At 54.1% G+C, this 22,206-nt stretch carries 17 protein-coding genes; 11 read left to right on the top strand and 6 right to left on the bottom strand.

Annotated features, from left to right (window positions below):
- Nucleotides 1-67: 67 nt before the first annotated feature.
- Nucleotides 68-1,498: a sodium:alanine symporter family protein gene (locus KW828_RS12605; RefSeq protein ID WP_218336673.1), complete on the bottom strand. Its 1,431-nt coding sequence runs from the start codon at nt 1,496-1,498 to the stop codon at nt 68-70.
- A gap of 183 nt (nt 1,499-1,681) precedes the next feature.
- Here KW828_RS12605 and tal point away from each other — a divergent pair, with 183 nt between their 5' ends.
- From tal to KW828_RS12590, 3 genes are all read left to right on the top strand, one after another.
- On the top strand, nt 1,682-2,635 hold the full coding sequence (gene tal / locus KW828_RS12600) for a transaldolase (protein WP_218336672.1): 954 nt from the start codon (nt 1,682-1,684) through the stop codon (nt 2,633-2,635).
- Between the two features lie 111 nt (nt 2,636-2,746).
- The gene (mog, locus tag KW828_RS12595; protein WP_218336671.1) at nt 2,747-3,334 is read left to right on the top strand and encodes a molybdopterin adenylyltransferase; all 588 of its coding nucleotides are present in this window, start codon (nt 2,747-2,749) and stop codon (nt 3,332-3,334) included.
- A 125-nt stretch (nt 3,335-3,459) separates the two neighbouring features.
- Nucleotides 3,460-4,767, top strand: a complete 1,308-nt coding sequence (locus tag KW828_RS12590; protein WP_218336670.1) for an MFS transporter — start codon at nt 3,460-3,462, stop codon at nt 4,765-4,767.
- A 40-nt stretch (nt 4,768-4,807) separates the two neighbouring features.
- Here the strand turns inward: KW828_RS12590 and KW828_RS12585 are convergent, their stop codons facing one another.
- Together KW828_RS12585 and satP are read right to left on the bottom strand one after the other, a co-directional pair.
- Nucleotides 4,808-6,253 (bottom strand): hypothetical protein, encoded by a 1,446-nt coding sequence (locus tag KW828_RS12585; RefSeq protein WP_218336669.1) that lies wholly within the window; start codon nt 6,251-6,253, stop codon nt 4,808-4,810.
- A 129-nt stretch (nt 6,254-6,382) separates the two neighbouring features.
- Nucleotides 6,383-6,949, bottom strand: coding sequence for an acetate uptake transporter (satP, locus tag KW828_RS12580; protein ID WP_129361765.1), 567 nt, complete (start codon nt 6,947-6,949; stop codon nt 6,383-6,385).
- A 300-nt stretch (nt 6,950-7,249) separates the two neighbouring features.
- Here satP and dnaK point away from each other — a divergent pair, with 300 nt between their 5' ends.
- The 5 genes from dnaK to KW828_RS12555 all read left to right on the top strand — a co-directional run bounded on the left by dnaK (nt 7,250) and on the right by KW828_RS12555 (nt 12,175).
- On the top strand, nt 7,250-9,166 hold the full coding sequence (dnaK, locus tag KW828_RS12575; protein ID WP_218336668.1) for a molecular chaperone DnaK: 1,917 nt from the start codon (nt 7,250-7,252) through the stop codon (nt 9,164-9,166).
- Between the two features lie 84 nt (nt 9,167-9,250).
- On the top strand, nt 9,251-10,387 hold the full coding sequence (gene dnaJ / locus KW828_RS12570; RefSeq protein ID WP_218336667.1) for a molecular chaperone DnaJ: 1,137 nt from the start codon (nt 9,251-9,253) through the stop codon (nt 10,385-10,387).
- A 338-nt stretch (nt 10,388-10,725) separates the two neighbouring features.
- Nucleotides 10,726-10,902, top strand: coding sequence for a LysR family transcriptional regulator (locus KW828_RS22135; protein ID WP_218336666.1), 177 nt, complete (start codon nt 10,726-10,728; stop codon nt 10,900-10,902).
- A 15-nt stretch (nt 10,903-10,917) separates the two neighbouring features.
- Entirely contained in the window at nt 10,918-11,670 is a 753-nt protein-coding gene (locus KW828_RS12560) for a hypothetical protein (protein ID WP_218336665.1), read from the top strand.
- 166 nt (nt 11,671-11,836) lie between these two features.
- Nucleotides 11,837-12,175, top strand: coding sequence for a phage holin family protein (locus tag KW828_RS12555; RefSeq protein ID WP_218336664.1), 339 nt, complete (start codon nt 11,837-11,839; stop codon nt 12,173-12,175).
- Nucleotides 12,176-12,202: 27 nt separating this feature from the next.
- Here KW828_RS12555 and KW828_RS12550 read toward each other — a convergent pair whose 3' ends face one another.
- Complete coding sequence (locus KW828_RS12550) at nt 12,203-12,748, bottom strand: glycoside hydrolase family 108 protein (protein ID WP_218336663.1); 546 nt, start codon at nt 12,746-12,748, stop codon at nt 12,203-12,205.
- Nucleotides 12,749-12,765: 17 nt separating this feature from the next.
- Complete coding sequence (locus KW828_RS12545; protein ID WP_218336662.1) at nt 12,766-13,218, bottom strand: hypothetical protein; 453 nt, start codon at nt 13,216-13,218, stop codon at nt 12,766-12,768.
- A gap of 355 nt (nt 13,219-13,573) precedes the next feature.
- Between KW828_RS12545 and KW828_RS12540 the strand changes: the two genes are divergently transcribed.
- The 3 genes from KW828_RS12540 (at nt 13,574) to nhaA (ending at nt 20,090) form a co-directional block, all read left to right on the top strand.
- A complete protein-coding gene (locus KW828_RS12540) occupies nt 13,574-15,640 on the top strand; it encodes a glycosyl hydrolase family 18 protein (RefSeq protein ID WP_218336661.1) in 2,067 nt (688 codons plus the stop codon).
- A 73-nt stretch (nt 15,641-15,713) separates the two neighbouring features.
- Entirely contained in the window at nt 15,714-18,788 is a 3,075-nt protein-coding gene (locus KW828_RS12535) for a chitinase (RefSeq protein ID WP_218336660.1), read from the top strand.
- A 138-nt stretch (nt 18,789-18,926) separates the two neighbouring features.
- Nucleotides 18,927-20,090: a Na+/H+ antiporter NhaA gene (nhaA, locus tag KW828_RS12530; protein WP_218336659.1), complete on the top strand. Its 1,164-nt coding sequence runs from the start codon at nt 18,927-18,929 to the stop codon at nt 20,088-20,090.
- 49 nt (nt 20,091-20,139) lie between these two features.
- On the opposite strand, the gene KW828_RS12525 is transcribed toward nhaA, so the two are convergent.
- Nucleotides 20,140-22,185 carry a TIM-barrel domain-containing protein gene (locus KW828_RS12525; RefSeq protein WP_218336658.1) on the bottom strand — a complete coding sequence of 682 codons (2,046 nt, stop codon included), beginning with the start codon at nt 22,183-22,185 and terminating at the stop codon, nt 20,140-20,142.
- Nucleotides 22,186-22,206 lie beyond the last annotated feature (21 nt).

The following is a 22,206-nucleotide window of genomic DNA, read 5'->3' as shown; positions in this document are numbered from 1 at the left end:
GCGGGAAATTTTGGGTGACTGTAGCAAAAAAATCACCGTGGTTGATCGATTGTTGCGATTGCCGCGCTTACTCGCGCGGCACGTCGTCCCAGGCACCGGGTGCCAGCTGGCGTTCGATGTCGGGGTAGCGTTTAGGATCGAACACCGGCCTGATGCCCAGTTTGCGCTGGCGCAGATAATCGCTGGCGATAATCGTGACCACCGGCGAGAGCAGCAGCAATGCCGTCAGGTTGATCAGCGCCATTAACGCCATCACCACATCGGCGATTTGCCAGACCACCGGCAGACTCACCAGCGAACCGGCCATCACCATTGTCAGGGTCGCGACGCGCAGCAGCCAGACGTTCCTCTTGTTGTGCAGACGCAGGAAGACGAGGTTGTTTTCGGCGTAGAGGTAGTTCACCACAATCGAGGTGAAGGCAAAAAGCAGAATGATAATGGCGACAAAACCCGCCCCCCAGTTGCCGGTCAGGGCAATCATGGCATGCTGCATCAAATGGATCCCGTCGCTGGCAGGGCGCATGGCGAAATCCCCCGCCAGCAGGATTATCACGGCGCTGGCCGTACTGACCACAAGAGTGTCGATCACCACGCCGATCATCTGCACGATGCCCTGCGCGGCCGGGTGCGGCGGCCAGGAAACGGCTGCCGCAGCCACGTTAGGCGTTGAGCCGAGTCCGGCCTCGTTGGAGAGCATCCCGCGCTGTAAACCGCTGGTGATCGCCTGACTTAAGGTATAGCCCAGCGTACCGGCGGCGGCTTCCTGCCAGCCAAAGGCGCTTTTCACAATCAGCATGATGATGTGCGGCAGCTGGTCTGCGTGCCAGAGGGTGATAAGCAGGCTGGCGCCTACCCATAGCACGGCCATGATCGGCACCACCCATTGCATCAGGCGGGCCACGCCGTGTATGCCGCGCACGATAAACAGCAAACTGATCAGCGCCAGCACTACGCCCGCCACACCGCCTGGCATTGCAAAAGCAAACTGAACGGCACCGGCAACGGCATTCGCCTGCATGGTGTTGAAGATCAGCCCATAGGCAATCATCAGGAAGACTGAAAACAGTACGCCCATCCAGCGCATGCCTAATCCGCGGGCGATATACCAGGCCGGGCCGCCGCGAAACTGCTGGTTCTGGTCCCGCTCTTTGTACAACTGGGAGAGGGCGCATTCGGCAAAGGCGGTCGCCATGCCAATCAACGCGGAAACCCACATCCAGAATACCGCGCCCGGCCCACCCGCAGTGATCGCCAGCGCTACGCCAGCAAGGTTGCCGTTACCAAAACGGGCGGCAAGGCTGACGCATAACGCCTGAACGGAGGTGAGTCCGCCGGGTTGTGGCGTAACGCTGGTGATCAGGCTGCGCGCAAAAAGACGGATGTAGCGAAACTGGATGAAACCACTGCGGAAGGTGAACCAGATCCCTGCCCCCAACAGCAGGTAGATCATCACCGAGCCCCACAGTATTTCATTGATGAATAGAAAGAAATCAGGCATTCACATTCCTCTTGTTCATGCCGTTGCGCCGTGCCCGCTCGCTGCGCGCGCTGCCATCGAACCGCGAGTTTATCATACTCTGCGCTTGCCAATTGACTGCGGTTGCGCTGACAGAGTGGCGTGATATTATCTGGGAAGACCGGTTACATCCCCCTAACAAGCTGTTTAAAGAGAAACACTATTATGACGGATAAATTGACCTCCCTTCGTCAGTTCACCACCGTGGTGGCCGACACTGGAGACATCGCGGCAATGAAGCTGTATCAGCCGCAGGATGCCACAACCAACCCTTCTCTGATCCTTAACGCAGCCCAGATCCCTGAATACCGCAAACTGATTGACGACGCTGTCACTTGGGCAAAAAGCCAGAGCAGCGATCGCGCGCAGCAGATCGTCGATGCGTCGGACAAACTGGCCGTGAATATCGGTCTGGAAATCCTGAAACTGATCCCAGGCCGTATTTCCACTGAAGTGGATGCACGTCTGTCTTACGACACCGACGCGTCTATCACCAAAGCGAAACGCCTGATCAAACTGTATAACGATGCGGGTATCAGCAACGACCGTATCCTGATCAAACTGGCTTCCACCTGGCAGGGTATTCGCGCCGCTGAGCAGCTGGAAAAAGAAGGCATCAACTGTAACCTGACGCTGCTGTTCTCCTTCGCGCAGGCGCGTGCCTGTGCGGAAGCGGGCGTATTCCTGATTTCCCCGTTCGTTGGTCGTATCCTCGACTGGTACAAAGCCAATACCGATAAGAAAGAGTATGCACCGGCGGAAGATCCGGGCGTGGTTTCCGTAACGGAAATCTACGAGTACTACAAACAGCACGGCTATGAAACTGTGGTCATGGGCGCAAGCTTCCGTAACCTCGGCGAAATCGTTGAGCTGGCGGGTTGCGATCGTCTGACCATCGCTCCGGCCCTGCTGAAAGAGCTGGCGGAAAGCGAAGGCACCATTGAGCGTAAACTCTCCTTTAGCGGTGAAGTTAAAGCGCGTCCGGCCCGTATCACCGAATCTGAATTCCTGTGGCAGCACAACCAGGATCCGATGGCGGTAGACAAACTGGCGGATGGTATCCGTAAGTTTGCGGTCGACCAGGAAAAACTGGAAAAAATGATCGGCGATCTGCTGTAATCCCCGAAGCGTGGCCGCCGCTGCGGTCACGCTTATCTGCTTCCCCTCTGTCTGTCCTTTCCCCTGACGTGTATTATTCCGCGATAGTGAATGACTAAAAACGGAATGACGATGGATACTTTACGCATTGGCTTAGTGTCAATTTCAGACCGCGCATCGAGCGGTGTATACGAAGACAAAGGGTTACCCGCGCTGGAAAGCTGGCTGACTCGCGCCCTCAAAACTCCCTTTACCCTGGAAACCCGACTGATCCCCGACGAACAGGCCATCATCGAGCAGACGCTGTGCGAGCTGGTGGATGAGATGAGCTGTCACCTGGTGCTGACCACCGGCGGCACCGGCCCGGCGCGCCGAGATGTCACGCCAGATGCCACGCTGGCGGTAGCGGATCGCGAAATGCCTGGCTTTGGCGAGCAGATGCGGCAGATCAGCCTGCACTATGTGCCGACGGCGATCCTCTCGCGTCAGGTGGGCGTGATCCGCAAGCAGGCACTGATCATTAATCTTCCCGGCCAGCCGAAATCCATTCAGGAAACGCTGGAAGGGGTCAAAGCGGCCGACGGCAGCCCGCGGGTGCACGGTATTTTCGCCAGTGTACCGTATTGTGTACAGCTGCTGGATGGCCCCTATGTGGAGACGCACCCGGAAGTGGTAGCAGCATTTCGTCCTAAAAGCGCAATGCGCGAGATAAACAGCTAAAAATAAGGCTTTTGTGACATAACCTGAGCTGCCTGTGGCGTGCTGATTTATTTACGATATAGTAATTTTAAGTTTACATGCTGTATCGAAAATAACATCAATTCACCTCTGCACAATGGTCGGTTATGTCACATTACACACGCCCTCTGAATCGCCAGGATGTTAAAACGCTCTCCCTCGCCGCCCTCGGCGGTGCGCTGGAGTTTTATGACTTCATCATCTTCGTTTTCTTTGCCGCCGTCGTCGGCGAGCGCTTCTTCCCCGCGGATATTCCGGAATGGCTCCGCCAGGTGCAGACCTTTGGCATTTTCGCCGCCGGTTATCTGGCACGTCCGTTGGGCGGCATTATCATGGCGCACTTTGGCGATCTGGTCGGCCGCAAAAAGATGTTTACCCTGAGCATCCTGCTGATGGCGATCCCGACGCTGGCGATGGGTCTGCTGCCGACTTACGACGCCATTGGGATTGCGGCCCCGCTGTTACTGCTGCTGATGCGGTTATTGCAGGGGGCGGCGATTGGCGGTGAAGTGCCGGGTGCCTGGGTCTTCGTTGCCGAGCATGTGCCGGGCAACCGCATTGGTATCGCCTGCGGCACGCTGACTGCCGGGCTGACCGTCGGGATCCTGCTGGGCTCGGTGGTGGCGACGCTGGTCAATACCAGCCTGACGCAACAGGCGGTGCTTGATTATGGCTGGCGTATTCCGTTCCTGTTAGGCGGCGCGTTTGGTCTGGTGGCTATGTACCTGCGCCGCTGGTTACAGGAGACGCCGATTTTCCTCGAAATGCAGCAGCGTAAAGCGCTGGCGCAAGAATTGCCGGTAAAAGCCGTGGTGGTTCGCCACCGGAAAGCGGTGGTGGTGTCAATGCTGCTGACCTGGCTACTGTCGGCGGGCATCGTCGTGGTGATCCTGATGTCTCCCGTCTGGCTGCAAAAGCAATATGGCCTTGCACCTGCGCTGACCTTACAGGCCAATAGTATCGCCACTATTATGCTGTGTATTGGTTGCCTGCTGGCGGGCCTGTCGGCGGATCGTTTTGGGGCGAGCAAGACTTTTATCATCGGCAGCATTTTGCTGGCCTGTTCAAGCTGGCTGTTTTATCACCAGGCGGGGGCGCATCCGGAGTATCTCTTCGCGCTTTACGGGTTGGTGGGGCTGTGCGTCGGCGTTGTGGGGGCGGTGCCTTACGTGATGGTACGGGCGTTTCCGGCGGAAGTGCGTTTTACCGGCATCTCCTTCTCCTACAATGTCTCTTACGCCATTTTTGGTGGTCTGACGCCGATTGCCGTCACGATGCTGATGGGCGTTTCGCCGATGGCACCGGCGTGGTACGTGCTGGCGCTGTCGCTGATCGGGCTGGCGCTGGGGATCTGGTTACGTCAGGAACGCTGGCACGACGACAGGGTAGCGGAGCGGCCGCTCCAGCAGATGTAAAAAAAATGCAGAGCCTGGCTCTGCATTTTTGTTTTTACGCTCAGCGCAGGATGGAGACGTCTGAGAAGGTGAAGCGTTTTTTCTGACCGTCTTCCTGATAGCCAATGCGGATAAATACCCGCAAATCTTCTATCCACGCATAATCGCTGCTCATGGCTTTGCCGTCGCCGCGATCGTCAGTACAGCTCAGTTCCAGATAACGTCCGCTGAAGCGTGGACTGAGCGCGGAGGCTGACTGCCAGCGATCCTGCGCCTGACAAACCTGGCTTTTCGTCTTCTCTTTCCCGGCGCTTTTGCCATCGGCGAGCTGCGTCTGCCAGCGGTATTCACCTCCCGGTTGCGGCGGCAGGCTGAAGCTGCTTTCCAGCGTCTGTCCCACCAGCGGCGCGGCATTCATTGAATCCCATTCCCGGATATTGACGATATTAAACAGCCGCTGATACTGCGCATAAAAAGTGATGTTGCCCAGCGTCAGCGTATCGAGCGTAAGGGTGGAACCATCCGGCAGCACATCAATGCGGGTGACGGACGTTTCACTGGCATCATCGGCCCAGTGCTGGGTGTAGGTCAGACGGGTGAACGCGGGATGTTGATCGGGGCGGGTCATTGCCTGGCTTGCGCGTGCGGCAGCCGCTTTGCCCAGCGGATAGCGCTGGATCGGCCCCGGTTCATTCTGCGGGAAATCCGGCGGCGTAAGCTGGTTTTCAGCAGGTGTTTTCTCCCGCGCTACCAGTGGGCCCGTGCCGGTAAATTCATGCAGATCTTTTACGCTGCACAGGGTTTTTGCGACTTTTGCCAGCGGTGGCGCGAGCGGGGTGAATTTCGCGGCGATGGGGGTTTCGCTGTCGGTCACAAACTGCTTATCCAGCGCGAAATGGTTGAGCGCCATGCCTTCGCCGGTTTCACAGTTGAACATCATGTCATCGATTTTCATCGACCAGGGCGCGGCGTACTTTTCATCGCGATAAACGCGCGCGTAATCCGTGGCGAGCCGCACTTTCAGCATCCGCTCTTCGCGCAGGCTATTGTTCACATCCACATACAGGCGGTCAGCCTGCTCGTCGGCGGAAGAAAGCCCGACCCAGCGCGGTTCCGGGATGTTTTTCTGACAAATATCCAGTTCTGGTTTCGTGGCAAACAGACTGTCGGCATCGGGTTCAAAGGGAACGCCCGGCGTATAGCGGGAAATGGAACTCATGCCGTAGACGCGCATGGGCGGGCGAGATTTTGCCTGCACATCCATAAACAGCAGCGTCTTTTGCTGCGTCTTGCAGTCGATATTCATCCACATTTCGTTCGCATCACCGCTTGCCAGCGAGACGCGAAAAATCGCGTTAAGGGAATCGCCCACACGGACGGTACTGCCGGGAAGCCATTCAACGTTGGTGACGGCGGGGGCGGGCGGCATGGGGATCGCCCCCGCCGGTGCTGTCGCTATCAGCCCCAGAATAAGGAACCCAGGCGAAAGGGGAGATAACCGCATCATCGGCAGTCCTTGTTAAATAAAAGAAACAGCTGATGAAAATACCGCATTTTTGCGCAGCAGGACAATTTCGCGCGGCGAGGGGCAAAAAAAATGCAGAGCCAGGCTCTGCATTTAAACAGGAAAGGGAGATTAGTGCTTTTCACCAATTGGCAGCACGGTGCGGCCAAATTGTTCGTTAAGGACTTCACCCATTGCCAGATAAATAGCGCTTGCGCCACACACCAGACCAATCCAGCCAGCGATGTGCACGATGCTTTCGTTGTCCGCCAGGTGACCGGCGCACAGCAGGGCAAACAGCACGGTCAGGCTCAGGAACACGAACTGCAACATACGCGGGCCTTTCAGCGTACCGAAGAACATAAACAGTGTGAATACGCCCCAGATACCAAGATATACGCCCAAGAAATGACCGTCAGCCGCAGCTGCCAGACCCATTTTCGGCAGCAGCAGAATGGCGACTAGCGTCAGCCAGAAAGAGCCGTAAGAGGTAAAGGCGGTTAAACCAAAGGTGTTGCCTTTTTTAAACTCCAGCAGACCTGCAAAAATCTGCGCGATACCGCCGTAGAAAATACCCATCGCCAGGATCACGCCATCCAGCGGGAACATACCAATATTGTGTAGGTTAAGCAGAATAGTGGTCATGCCGAAGCCCATTAAGCCCAGCGGTGCCGGATTAGCCAACTTAGTGTCGCCCATAAGTCCTCAAAGAAAAAAATCATCATTAAAATGGTGAAAGTAAAAGCCCACGCCAGGGATAGAGGAGGCGGGGCGCGGCATCATAATGAGCGGCAGTCACGGTGTCTATGATCTGAACAGGGTGAAATTAAAAAATTTTTTAGCCGCCCCCCTTGATGCCTCCCGTTACGACCCCATCTTGTAGTCAACCGAAGTGAGTGGATCTGAAAAAAACACTCAGGGGGCAGTTGAAAGCCATTCATTTGCCCTTATTACAGATCCACAACCACATGATGACGATTTTTTAGTGGAGACGTTTAGATGGGTAAAATTATTGGTATCGACCTGGGTACAACCAACTCTTGTGTAGCGATTATGGATGGCACGACTGCACGTGTGCTGGAGAACGCCGAGGGCGATCGCACCACGCCTTCTATCATTGCTTATACGCAGGACGGTGAAACTCTCGTTGGTCAGCCGGCTAAACGTCAGGCCGTGACAAACCCGCAAAATACCCTTTTTGCGATTAAGCGCCTGATCGGTCGCCGCTTCCAGGACGAAGAAGTTCAGCGTGACGTGTCAATCATGCCGTACAAAATCATTGCTGCTGATAACGGCGATGCATGGCTTGATGTGAAAGGCACCAAAACGGCACCGCCGCAGATCTCTGCTGAAGTGCTGAAAAAAATGAAGAAAACGGCGGAAGATTATCTGGGCGAACCAGTAACTGAAGCGGTTATCACCGTTCCGGCTTACTTTAACGATGCGCAGCGTCAGGCGACCAAAGACGCCGGCCGCATCGCGGGCCTGGAAGTCAAACGTATCATCAACGAACCGACCGCTGCGGCGCTGGCTTACGGCCTCGACAAAGAAGTGGGCAACCGTACTATCGCGGTTTATGACCTGGGCGGCGGTACTTTCGATATTTCTATTATCGAAATCGACGAAGTTGACGGCGAAAAAACCTTCGAAGTTCTGGCAACCAACGGTGATACCCACCTCGGTGGTGAAGACTTCGACAGCCGTATGATCAACTACCTCGTTGAAGAATTTAAGAAAGACCAGGGCATCGACCTGCGTAACGACCCGCTGGCAATGCAGCGTCTGAAAGAAGCGGCAGAAAAAGCGAAAATTGAGCTGTCTTCCGCACAGCAGACCGACGTGAACCTGCCGTACATCACCGCAGACGCGACCGGTCCGAAACACATGAACATCAAAGTGACTCGCGCGAAACTGGAAAGCCTGGTCGAAGACCTGGTGAACCGTTCCATCGAGCCGCTGAAAGTGGCACTGCAGGACGCTGGCCTGTCTGTTTCTGACGTTCAGGACGTGATCCTGGTCGGCGGTCAGACCCGTATGCCAATGGTTCAGAAGAAAGTGGCTGAGTTCTTCGGCAAAGAGCCGCGTAAAGACGTTAACCCGGACGAAGCTGTGGCCATCGGTGCTGCGGTTCAGGGCGGCGTGCTGACCGGTGAAGTGAAAGACGTTCTGCTGCTGGACGTTACTCCGCTGTCGCTGGGTATCGAAACCATGGGCGGCGTGATGACTCCGCTGATCAACAAGAACACCACTATCCCGACCAAGCACAGCCAGGTGTTCTCAACGGCGGAAGATAACCAGTCTGCGGTAACTATCCACGTGATTCAGGGTGAGCGTAAACGCGCCGCTGATAACAAATCACTGGGTCAGTTCAACCTCGATGGTATCAACCCGGCTCCGCGCGGTATGCCGCAGATCGAAGTCACCTTCGACATCGATGCCGACGGTATCCTGCACGTGTCCGCGAAAGACAAAAACAGCGGCAAAGAGCAGAAAATCACCATCAAGGCGTCTTCTGGTCTGAACGAAGAAGAAATCCAGAAAATGGTACGCGATGCTGAAGCGAACGCTGAATCTGACCGTAAGTTTGAAGAGCTGGTACAGACCCGCAACCAGGGTGACCATCTGCTGCACAGCACCCGTAAGCAGGTTGAAGAAGCAGGCGATCAGCTGCCGGCCGACGACAAAACCGCTATCGAGTCTGCCCTGAGCGCGCTGGAAACCTCTCTGCGCGGCGAAGATAAAGCCGACATCGAAGCGAAAATGCAGGCGCTGGCCCAGGCTTCTCAGAAGCTGATGGAAATCGCTCAGCAGCAGCACGCACAGCAGCAGGCTGGCGGTACTGATGCTTCTGCGAACCAGTCTAAAGATGACGACGTTGTCGACGCTGAGTTCGAAGAAGTTAAAGACAAAAAATAATCGCCCTTTGAACGGGTAAATACTGGCACGGGCGAAGAGGTTTCCTCTCCGCCCGTGCACGCATGTGAGGGGCAGAAAAAAAAGATGGCAAAGCAAGATTATTACGAGATTTTAGGCGTTTCCAAATCAGCGGAAGAGCGTGAAATCAAGAAGGCGTACAAACGCCTGGCCATGAAATTTCACCCGGACCGTAACCAGGGCGATAAAGAGGCCGAAGCCAAATTCAAAGAGATCAAAGAAGCCTACGAAGTCCTCACTGATGCCCAGAAACGTGCCGCTTACGACCAGTACGGCCATGCCGCGTTTGAACAAGGTGGCATGGGTGGCGGTGGCGGTTTTGGCGGCGGCGGAGCCGACTTCAGCGACATTTTTGGCGATGTGTTTGGCGATATTTTCGGCGGTGGCCGCGGGCGTCAACGTGCGTCGCGGGGTGCTGATTTACGTTACAACATGGAGCTGACGCTCGAAGAAGCGGTTCGTGGCGTGACCAAAGAGATCCGCATTCCGACGCTGGAAGAGTGTGATGTCTGCCACGGCAGCGGCGCGAAAGCAGGTACGCAACCGCAGACCTGTCCAACCTGTCACGGTGCTGGTCAGGTACAGATGCGCCAGGGCTTCTTTGCCGTACAGCAGGCGTGTCCGCACTGTCAGGGTCGCGGCTCGATCATTAAAGATCCGTGCAACAAATGTCACGGTCATGGTCGCGTCGAGAAGAGCAAAACCCTGTCGGTTAAAATCCCGGCGGGCGTCGATACCGGCGATCGTATTCGTCTGTCCGGCGAAGGTGAAGCCGGTGAGCACGGCGCACCGGCAGGCGATCTGTACGTTCAGGTGCAGGTGAAACAGCACCCGATCTTCGAACGTGAAGGCAATAACCTGTACTGCGAAGTGCCGATCAACTTTGCGATGGCAGCCCTCGGCGGCGAAATCGAAGTGCCGACGCTGGATGGCCGCGTGAAGTTGAAAGTGCCGCATGAAACGCAGACCGGCAAACTGTTCCGTATGCGTGGTAAAGGTGTGAAATCCGTCCGTGGCGGCGCGCAGGGTGACCTGTTATGCCGCGTAGTGGTGGAAACTCCGGTTGGCCTGAACGAGAAGCAGAAACAGCTGCTGAAAGATCTGCAGGACAGCTTCGGCGGGCCGACGGGCGAACATAACAGCCCGCGCTCAAAAAGCTTTTTCGACGGTGTGAAAAAGTTCTTTGACGATCTGACGCGCTAAGCGAAGCGATAACACATCAAAATCAGATCATGATTTAATTGTAAAAGCCGATACGCAAAACGTATCGGCTTTTTTATATCTAATAAAATCATATCAATAGCAATAGTTAAAAGCTTTAATTATCAATACTTTAATAATTTAATTAATCACTTTTTATATGCAAAATATGGAATGAGATAATTCTTAATTAATATTGCGCAAATAAAAAAATGATATTTATAGGTATTTGAGAGAAATCAATTGCTTTTTATTTTAACTTTCTTTATGAAATATCATTTCAGGTTGTAATGTGTCCCGAACAAAATGGTGAGAATCATGAAGAGAGGAACTTTTGAAAAATGCCGACTAAATGCGCGATTAACCAGTTCGATTATAATTTGATCAAAGTTTTCGACGCAACAATATCAACGGGTAACGCTACCCGTGCATCTCATCAATTATCAGTCACTCCGGCCGCGGTGAGTCTGGCATTACAACGTTTACAGGCTATCTATAAGGAAGAATTATTTACGTGATCGCGTAATGGACTGGTGCCAACGGCTAAGGCCAAGGAATTACATCGCTCTTTTGCTCAAGTGATTGAAATTATTCACTGTACGCTGGAACAGCAAACCAGTGGACATTCGCGTGAGATAAAAATATCCGGCAATGAAATGACAGAGGAGTTTTACGTTTCGCTGTTATATGAACTGCACCTCTTTGATGACCATGTGTTGAGCCATCATCAACGTAAAGCTTTGCTACCTGCTGAAAGCAAAAAATTGCTGACTGAGGGCAATACCGATCTCATTTTGGGTAATCAATTATTAAATGATGGCGATACAGAATCGGTGGTCATCGATCGTTTTAACCATTATGTGGTCGTTTGCAACAAAGAAAATCCACTGGCGTCACTAAAAAAACTGTCGCTCTATAATTTCTATTCTGCTGCCCATGCTTCATGTCAATCAGTGATGCCTGGTGGTCTATTAATTGAGGATAATGAGATATTCCCTTTTAGCTCCCCGCGCTGCGGTAATCGTAACATTGCTTATCGCTCCGATTCTTTAAACGGTATTGTCAACGTGGTAGAAAAAAGTGCGATGATTGCCATTATTCCTGAAAAGTTGGCACGCTTTTATATCGTGCATAAGAAACATAACCTTGCGATGCTCGCTTTGCCGGATGAGCTAACGTTAAAACCGCAATGTACCTATGCTTCCTGGCTACGAAAAAGTAAAAAGTATGACAGCCTAAAAGAATTGACAGGAATGTTACAGACCATATCAAGCTTCCGTAAATAATTAGCCAATTATTATTTTATTAAATAAAAATTGATATTTTTTATAAAAGCATCACTAAAAAAGAGGATGGTATTTTTATAGAGCCAATGATTAGCGTGCGTATCATTTTTTGGTTACTTTGTGTTCGTCGCACTCGGTGCTTGTTTTGAATACAGAGGTTTATATTATGAATGCAATCGCCCATATGGAATCGTCGAAGGTGATCTTACTGGAGCTGGAAGTTTTGGTGATGGTACTGGTCATTGGCGGGTGGGGTGGGTTCGTCAGCTATCTTATGAAGCGTAAGAATAATGACGTCCACCGCAATATCATGGAGTGTCTTACGCAAATCGTCATTTCGTGTTTTACCGGATTCATACTCAGCGCCATTGCCATTGATCGGCAAATGACGCTGAATATGACCATTATGGTGGCCGGTCTGGGAGGCGTTTTCGCCACGCCCATTCTGCGGATCCTCGGTGTGAAGGTGAAGAACTTCTTGTCGACTAACGCGAAACTGCCCTAACCAAAAGCCGGGATGTCCCGGCTTTGCTCATTTAATGATCACCCGCTCGCGCAGCCAGCCATAAACGAACGTTTCATTGAGTTTGCGGCCTTCAGTAATCTCAAGATAATACTGCCCCTGGCTGCAATTTAGCGCCGTTACTAAGATCCGTTCCCCCTCTTTACCACGCAGATCAAAGAAGCGTTGTAATGCCTGAAGCGTGTTATTGCCGATGACCCCATCAACATTCAGATCGGGATAGATTTTCTCGTTCTGATTAAACGCATTGAGCCAGCGCTGTAACCAGCGGGAAGGGTGGGCCGGACCGGTATTCACCCCGGCATCGCACAACTCAAAAGCCAGCGATAAAGACAGATGGGCGATCCTGTCATACCCCGGTTTTTTCCAGTAGTTCGTTTCGAGAATTTCATACGCCTCTGCGCGGGTCAAATCACGCATATCGCCTGTGTAGCCCCAGGCGCGGGCGGTTGCTTCGGTGATCCCCCAGTTCGTTGCGCCACCACGGTCAGCTGGATTATTTACATAACCGCCTTCAAGAGAAAGGATGCCGTCAATAACAGGATTGTTACCCATAGTCATGTACCTGAGTGTTAGTTAAAGAAATGTGCTATATCAAGCACGCTCACTACAGCGGAAATACAGATCAGCGCAACGGTAAAAGAGAGCCTTTTCCAGAACGGGCGACGAGTGACGGGTATATTCTCCTCAACGATAACGACCACCGGAATAGAATCATTCACTTTTATCCCCAGGCGTGGAATGGTAATAAAAAAATCATTAACGCCCATTGTTTTCAGATCGCGGCGAATCAGATACAAAATCTGCGTTAAATTAGCATCACTGACGTACTGCCCGCGTGAACCCCATAACGCGGAGGTGAGTTGTTGTTTTTCAATTACGCCACAGTGAGCGTTTTCGATAATGTAAGACAGGCAGCGAGCGCGCATAGAAGTCATTTTGATGGTAAAAGCATTTTGCGTGTTCTTTAATTCACTTTTTGCTTCGTTATATAAACAATTATTGTTGATGAGGTAATTTTTCATAAGATACCTATTTGTATATTATGGCTGGAAAATCTTGTTTGCTGTCCAGAATCTTATTGTTGTGAGTGCAGCAACTCCAGCTAATTAAGCCAGTGAAATAAAATGTATACACATAAAAGATATGTAGCTCACAAAAAGACAGGCTAATCAATTTTCAATTAATAGTGAGTTAAATAGCGCTTGAAATGGGTAGGGTGACAATAGCGATCATTAATTTATGATTGTCGATATTAAAATATCTTTTGCCAGAAATGATAAATGAAGATGTGTTGTTATTTGAAGGGGAGGGAGATTCTGAACATTCTTGTAGCACAGCAAATCGCTGTATTAACCAGTCAATGTAAGGATTATCTCTATGACAACCAGTAAATTAATCAAGGGCGACGAACTCACCGAAATCAGTAATGCCGCCGATGGTTTTAGCCCTGCTACAGAGGTAGAGAAGTACAGCTACACTTCTTCGCGGGTAACAAAGCCTGTTTACAATAAATATAAAGGCACCGATAAGCCTAAAGTATTCGGTTATTACACCGACTGGTCACAATATGATGGTCGCCTGTCAGGTCAAAATGAACCGGCTAATCGTGGCCGTGGTTACGATCTGGCAAATGTTTCGCCGACCGCGTATGACAAAATCATTCTCGGTTTTATCGGCATTGTGGGTGATAAAGGCGAAAAGCAGTACACCATTGAACAGGCTGCGTCGAACCTCAATAAATCAACCAACGAACCCACCTTCCTCGATCCATGGGGCGATTTCCAGTCTTCCACCAACTGTAATGTAGAAAGTGCCTGGGCTGAAATGGACTGGGCGACCGTGACGCAGCAAGAAGCGAAAGGCGTTGTCGGCGGTTTGCGCAACCTGCAAAAAGCAGCGAAAGCACAGGGACACAATCTGGTGCTGGCGATGAGTATCGGCGGCTGGACGATGAGTAACGGCTTCCATGAAATGGCGAAAAGCGAATCCTCGCGTAAAACCTTTGCCGCAGGCGTGGTGAAGCTGTTCAAACAGTTCCCGATGTTCAGCGAAGTGGATATTGACTGGGAATACCCGAACAATATTGGTAACAACAACCCGCATGGCCCGGAAGATGGCGCGAACTATGCGTTGTTGATCGCTGAACTGAAGAAGCAGCTCAATGCGGCAGGCCGCAGCGATGTGAAAATCTCTATCGCCAGCTCCGCTGTGGTCACGACCCTGGGTTATTCCAACGTGAAAGCGCTGCTGGATGCCGGTCTGTACGCGATCAACGTCATGACTTATGACTTCTTCGGTACACCATGGGCAGAAACCCTGACGCACCATACCAACCTCAGCCCGCTGACCGCGGGTGGCTGGAGTACGGAAGCGGTAGTGGATTATTTAATCGCAGAAGGCTTCCCGTCTGACCGCATCAACATTGGCTATGCCGCGTACACCCGTAACGCACGCAACGCCGAGATCGAAAGCTTCTCGCCGCTGAAAGGGACTTACAACGCAGGCACTGGCACTACCACCGGTACCTTTGAATCCGGTAGCACCGAATGGTATGACACCATTTATAACTACCTGGATCTGGAAAACCAGAAAGGGCGTAACGGCTTTAACGTCTATACCGATAAAGTGGCGAACGCGGATTACCTCTACAACCCGCAGAGCAAACTGTTCCTCTCCCTTGATACGCCACGCTCGGTAAAAGCCAAAGGCGAATACGCCGCGAAGCATAAACTGGGCGGCCTGTTTACCTGGACTATCGATCAGGACAACGGTGTGCTGGTGAATGCCGCGCGCGAAGGTCTGGGCTATACCCTCGAAACCAAAACGGTCGACATGAAGCCGTTCTATTTTGAAGGCATCAACATTACGGGCGGGGAAGAGAGCGAAGGCGAACAAGAGCAACCGTCTGTTAACCACGCACCGGAAGCCTTGATCACGCTTAACGTCGTCGGCGGTTCTGTGCTGCAACTTTCTGCGGAAGGTTCAAGCGATGAAGACAACGATAAGCTGAGCTACAGCTGGGGTATCCCGACGGGCATCACCGTGGCGGATAAAACCACCGCTGTGATCGAGTTTACCGTCCCGACCGTGAGCGCGAAAAAAGAGTTTGCTTTCACCCTCTTTGTTCGCGACAGCAAAAATGAACCCTCTTCGCAGCAACGCTTTGTGTTGTCGGTCGTGCCGGGTATCAGCGAGCAGGCACCGGTAGAGGAAGAAGAGGAAGAAGATAACACGCCAGCTCCGGTCACGCCGGAAGAGCCAGCGGCCGGTGGAACCCCGTATCCGCAGTGGAGCGCGACGGCTATCTACGGCGCGAACTGGGGCACCTTCGAAACCGTAAGCTGGAAAGGCCACAACTACCGTGTGAACTGGTACTCCACCGGTCAGGCACCGGATAAAAACAGTGGACCTTACGCCGTCTGGACCGATCTGGGCGCGTATTGATCTGATTTGAACCAGTTGCCCCGGGCTGAACCCGGGGCTTTTTTATCCTTTCTTCAGGCGCAGGAATTCCACTATGTCTGCTCAACTGACCATTAAAACCAACAAACTTGATAACCGCAGCTGGTATCAAAAAGTTATCGTGACCATCAGCAACAGCGGGCCGCAGCCGATCGATATTAATCATGCGACGCTGAGTTTTTCTGCCAGCGGCCATCCCGATCCGTGGGGCGTATTTGACGGTACGCTCACCGGCGATCTGCCGCTGACGCTCAATAACACCCCGCAGGGCGTCAATGAATATAATGAACTGGTGATCAACAACACCACGCCGCTGCTACTGCAACCCAATGCGTCCGGCACGCTAAGTTTCAGCCTTGCCGCCAGCAGTGTTCCGCTGCTGTTTGATCGTCCGTTATTAAGCCTGGCCGCGGGATCCACTGTCGAGCCGCAACAGCCACCGGCAGAAGAACCGCCGCCGTTTATCCCGGACGACAGTGAAGAGAAAGAAGAGCAAGAAGAGGAAGAAGAGGAAGAAGAGGGCGCTGAAGAAGAAAAAGAAGACGAAACCGTTCAGCCCCCACCCTCGCCAGCGGAGCCTGAAGCACCCGTCACCGGCAGCGGCATGACCATCAGTCATAGCGCGGTCAACAGCAATAGCTGGTACCAGCGTCTGACGTTCACCCTGACTAACGGCTATTCGCAGCCGGTGGACATTAACAAACTGACGATTAGCTTTACCGCCTCTGCGCACCCGGATAGCTATTCGCCCTTTTCCGGCAGCCTCGCCGGTAATCGTCCTCCAGCCATCACCAGTGACGGCGCCTGGCCGGTTGAGAAAAACAGTATCGTTATTAATCACAATAAAGAATTATGGCTGGCGGCGGGCGCGTCCGGCACGCTGGAATGCGCCTTAAGCGCCACGCAGACGCCGGTGCAGTTAAGCGATTTACACGCCACACTCGCCAACGATCCCGGCAGTCAGGGCAGGCTTGAGGTGATCTTCCCGCCGCTTACCGCCACCGCAGGGCTGGCCCCACGCTTTACGCTGACCCGTCCTGATGGCAGCCAGAAAAGTTATACCGGCGAATGGGGGGAAACGCTGATCCTGACGGGCCTTTCGCGCGGGGACTATCTGCTGGATGTCGATACCCTGGAAAATGCCACGCTCAATCTCACGCCGAAGTGGGAAAAAACGATCATCACGCTGCACACCAGCAACGCAAAACAGACCTGTGAAATCGACTATTTAGCGGCGATCTATTATGCCGATGTGGATCTGCAACTTGCTCCGTCTCCGGCGCTGGAAGGCGGCAGCATTGAGGTGGAATTATGGCTGCAGGGCACGTTTGTACGCCGCATCGCCTTAACGTTTGGCGCGACGGTCAACGTCAGCAAACTGGTGGCAGGGGAGCAATACGACCTCAACCTGATCCCCACCACCATTAATAATGTGCAGCTCGGATCGCCGGCTTTCGGCGACAGTTTTATTGTCGGGCAGCACCCGCGTGCGGTGCAGACCGTGCAGTATCAGGCGCAGGCCGTTAACACGACGAATTTCGTGACGGTACAGGCCACCGTGCTTGGTTTGCCTGCCGGGACGCCGGGTCAGCGCTACCAGTTCACCACGCTGAACGGCACGACGCAGTACACCGTGATGCTTGCCAGCGACGCGGGGCGACAGCCGCTGCCGATGAAGTTTGCCAGCGGTCAGTACCGCGTACAGGCGATCAAAGTAAGCCGTGACGGCGCGGTTTATCACAGCGTTTTTCCGGGCACGCTCACCCTCACGCAGACCAATAACATCATTACGTTACCCTTCGAGAAAGGCGTGAATTTACAGGTGCGCGGCTGGCCGGGCTATCTGGCGCACGGTGGCGTTACCGTGAATGCGCCATCAAGCGTGAGCAATTACGCCAGCGTTCCGGTTGATGCCCTGTTCAAATACGATGGTTTTGACGGCGGCGGTGATGCGATCCCGGCGGCGGAAGTGGATCAAAACGGCGACGGCTTTCTCGATCTCAAAGGGCTGCCGATCCACAAAACCGTGGACGTGGCGCGCAAAATTGAAAAAGAGTCCGGGCGGCCCGTCATGCCCGTCATGGTGGTGTATACCGCCAACGCCAGCGGCGGCAGTGCGCTGCCGGATTTGCAGGAGCCACAAAAGCTGCGCAACCATTTCGGCAACTTTATTACCCAGTGTGTTGCCGCGCAGTCTTATAAAGACGCGGATCACCCGGTGCCGGCCACCTTTGTGATGAACCCGGATTTCCTGGGCGCCATGCAACAGGAGCCTTACGGTTACACCGCCGTACGCGCCAAAAACAGTATGCAGGTGAACCAGCAACTGGCGGCGGCAGTGCATGCGCTGGCGGGGGCACTGCATTACAGCGTACCGGCGTTACCGCTGTTCAGCGACGATCTGTATGGCTATTTGCAGGCGGTAAACTTTGTGAAGCACCACTTTGCGCCGGACGTCCCGTTTGGCTGGCAAACCAACGTCTGGGCGACCGGCACCGCAGACTGGCTGCTACGCGATAACGCCGACCCTTCGGCTCAGGCGCAGCAGATCGTGGCGTTTATAGATGAACTTGGCGTTTATCACGGCGAGTACGCGCCGGACTTTATCGTCTTTGATAAGTTCGAGCGCGACTGTTTCAGCCCGGATGCGCTGGCGCACTATGGCTGGAACGCTACCTGCTGGTTTAACTACCTCAACATGGTGAAGGGCACGGCTTCCGGTCTGAATAAACCGGCGATGATCTGGCAAATTCCTGGCGGTCATATGCCTGTGCGCGACGAGGGCACCACGCTTATCGGCGCTGACCATTTTGCGTCTGGCGGGACGTTCCTGATGGGCGATGCGCGGATCGGCACGAATATCAGCACCATCACGCCGCAGCTGACCACGCTGGCGCTCAATCGCACGGTCTATGGTGCCGCGACGGTAGGGGAATTCCTGTTAAAAGATAATGGCTATGACTGGGGGCAGAGGCAGGCGAAAAACCTGCCGGACTACAATGTCTTTGCCGTACTGTGGGGCGGCGGCTCCACGGTCAGCATCACCACCATTTACTCTAACGGCGATGATGGCGGCTGGCTGGCGGATAAGATCCGCGACTATGCCGCTGCACCACGCTATTTTGCCTGAGGTGAAGATCGCCAACGCGCCTGCGGGCGCGTTTTATTTACCCTAATGCGGCCCGCGATGGCCATAATCTGCTTTTATCACGCTTTCATACTCTTTAAGATGGCTGAGGTACATTTTCTGCCTTCTGAGAGAGTAAAAATGACGTATTTACACCGGTTTATTAACAGCGACGCTTCCGGGGGCGTGACATTAATCATCGCTGCCGCTCTGGCTATGCTGCTGGCGAACCTGGGTGCGACCCAGGACATTTACCACAATTTCCTTAATACCCCGGTCGAACTGACTATCGGATCGCTGGAGATCCATAAAGATGTGTTGCTGTGGATCAACGACGCACTGATGGCGATCTTTTTCCTGGCAATTGGTATTGAGGTGAAAAGTGAACTGGTGCAAGGCTCGCTGGCGACACGTCAGCAGGCGGTATTCCCGGTGATTGCCGCGCTGGGCGGTATGGTTTTCCCGGCGCTGGTCTATTTACTGTTTAACTTTCACGATCCCATTGCCCGCCACGGCTGGGCCATTCCCACCGCCACGGACATTGCCTTTGCATTAGGCGTGCTGGCGCTGCTGGGAAGCCGTATTCCCGTTACGTTGAAGATATTTTTAATGGCGCTGGCGATCATTGATGACCTTGGGGCCATCGTGATCATTGCGCTGTTTTATACCAACGAACTTTCTATGCTCTCGCTGGGCGTTGCCGCAGCGGCTATCGCGGTGCTGGCGGTGATGAACGCGCTGAACGTGCGGCGTACCGGACTGTATATTCTTGTCGGGCTGGTGCTGTGGGCGGCGGTGCTGAAATCGGGCGTTCATGCCACCATTGCCGGGGTGGTGATCGGCTTCTTTATCCCTCTAAAAGAAAAAGACGGCGTTTCCCCGGCGAAAGATCTGGAGCATGTGCTGCGCCCGTGGGTGGGCTGGTTGATCCTGCCGCTGTTTGCCTTTGCCAATGCAGGCGTATCTTTACAGGGTGTCACCCTGTCCGGGTTAACCTCCACGCTGCCGCTGGGGATTATAGCGGGTTTGCTGATTGGTAAGCCGCTGGGCATCAGCGTGTTTACCTGGCTGGCGCTGCGCCTGAAAATGGCCAGGCTGCCCCAGGGCACCAGCTTTACGCACATTATGGCGGTTGGGGTGCTGTGCGGGATCGGTTTCACCATGTCGATCTTTATCACCACGCTGGCCTTTGCCGATCTGGAGCCAGAGCTGGTGGACTGGGCGAAACTGGGTATTTTAATTGGCTCGGTGCTGTCTGCTGTGGTCGGTTATCTGCTGCTGCGCCTGCGCTTCAAAGCCAGCTAACGCGTTTCCTGCGATAAAAAGTGCGCCCTGTTTACAGGGCGCACGTGCATCACCCGCGTAATAACGCGCTGTATTTACCCCCCTCGCGTATAAACACCGGCAGGCTGTCGAGCGGTGTGGCGCACCGCAAGGTCTGGCCGCCGGCATGACGTTCACCGGTGAACAGGTTTCTCCAGTTTTCGCCTTGCGGAAGCCAGACGTCGCGCTTGCGCATACCGTCATGCATCACCGGGGCGACGATCACATCCGGGCCGAAGCAATACTGATCGCTCACCTCCCAGCTTTGCGGCTGATCCGGGAAATCAAAAAACAGCGGTCGCATCACCGGTGTATTGCATTCATGCGCTTCCTGCATCAACGCTTTAATGTACGGCCTGAGCTGTTCACGCAGGGTTAAACATGAGGTCAGCACCTCGCACACTTCCTCGCCAAAACTCCAGACTTCATTGGCCGCCCCCGTGGGACACTGGGCAATACCGTCCCGGTAAGGCTGGTCGGGCAGGATCTGCGGATCGCGATTGCCATGCAGACGCATCACCGGGCTAAACACGCTCCACTGGAACCAGCGGATCAGCAGTTCATGAAAGCGTGGATCGTGAATATTGCCGCCGTGAAAACCACCGATGTCTGTCGTCCACCACGGGATGCCCGCCAGACCCATATTTAACCCGGCGGCGAACTGATTGCGCATGGAGCGGAACGAAGAATGAATATCCCCGGACCACACCAGCGCGCCATAGCGCTGACTCCCGGCCCAGGCACAGCGCAGCAGGTTGATCACCTGATCCTCGCCCGCCGCTTTCATGCCGTCGAAAAAAGTTTGCGCGTACAGGCGCGGATAAATATTGCCTACTTCCAGCACCGGTCCGGCGTGATAGCGGTAATTATCGTAGTCGTAAACGCTGTATTCCGGCTCGGCCTCATCCAGCCAGAACAGCTTCACGCCCTTGTCGTAGTAATTTTTCTTCGCTTTGCCCCACACGTACTGGCGCGCATCCGGATGGGTGGCGTCGAAATAGGTGGTATTGCCTAGGAAATCCATGTTGATGGGCAGCCCGCGCTCGGTCTGCACCAGCCAGCCGTTCTCCCGCATCTCCCGGTAGCTGTCGGTGCGGCACTCGACGGTAGGCCAGAACGATACCATCAGTTCGATGCCCAGTGATTTTAGTTCGGCGATCATGGCGTCCGGATCGGGCCAGTCGCGGCTGTCGAAGCACCAGTCACCCTGATTCGGCCAGTGGAAAAAATCGATGACAATCACGGAAATTGGCAGCGCGCGGCGTTTGTATTCGCGGGCGACCTCCAGCAACTCCTGCTGCGTGCGATAGCGCAACTTGCACTGCCAGAAGCCCATTGCGTAATCGGGCATCATTGGCGGTGTGCCAGTGACGCTGCCATAGGCACGGCTGATCTCTGCGGGGGTGTCGCCGGCGGTGATCCAGTAATCAATCTGCTCACTGACGGCGGCTTCCCACTCCGTCATATTTTGCGCGAAGGTCACGCGGCCCACGGCGGGATTGTTCCACAGAAAACCGTATCCGCGGCTGGAGAGCATAAAGGGAACCGACGCCTGGGAATTACGCTGCGCCAGCTCCAGCATACAGCCCTTCAGATCCAGATTAGGCTGCTGATACTGGCCCATGCCGTAGATTTTCTCATCGTCATTAGCCTCAAAGCGCACTTTCAGGCTGTATTTGCCGCCGGGGATCGGGCGGATTTCCCGGCCCTCCAGGTTAAGCGCGCTGACATACTGCCCGTGGGCGGATTCATCGTCGCCAATCTCGCCGCGCTGCCGCCAGAGCTCCTGAAGCAGGCATTTTTCATCGTCGCGCCAGAAGGCAATCTGCCCCTGTTTATTGACGACGGCGGTAATTTTCCCGTTGCGCAGCCGGGCCTGGGAGTCGTCTTCACGCCAGACCAGTTCAACCGCGTCGTTGGCCGGGCGAGCGACCAGCGCCCAGTCTTCATTGCGCATCACTGGCAGATGGCGTCCACTTCTGACGCGCAGGCTGTTCGCCCCCCAGGGCTCGATCCACAAATAGCGATCATTGTGCTGCCACACCAGGCGGTGGGCGTCTTGTTTCACAAACGGCATGATGTTCTCTCCATGATTTCA

The organism is Enterobacter sp. ENT03 (genome assembly GCF_019218745.1).
Lineage (GTDB): Bacteria > Pseudomonadota > Gammaproteobacteria > Enterobacterales > Enterobacteriaceae > Enterobacter_D.
The sequence above is the reverse complement of the archived record's forward strand: the minus strand, read 5'-3'. Positions and strand labels throughout refer to the sequence as shown.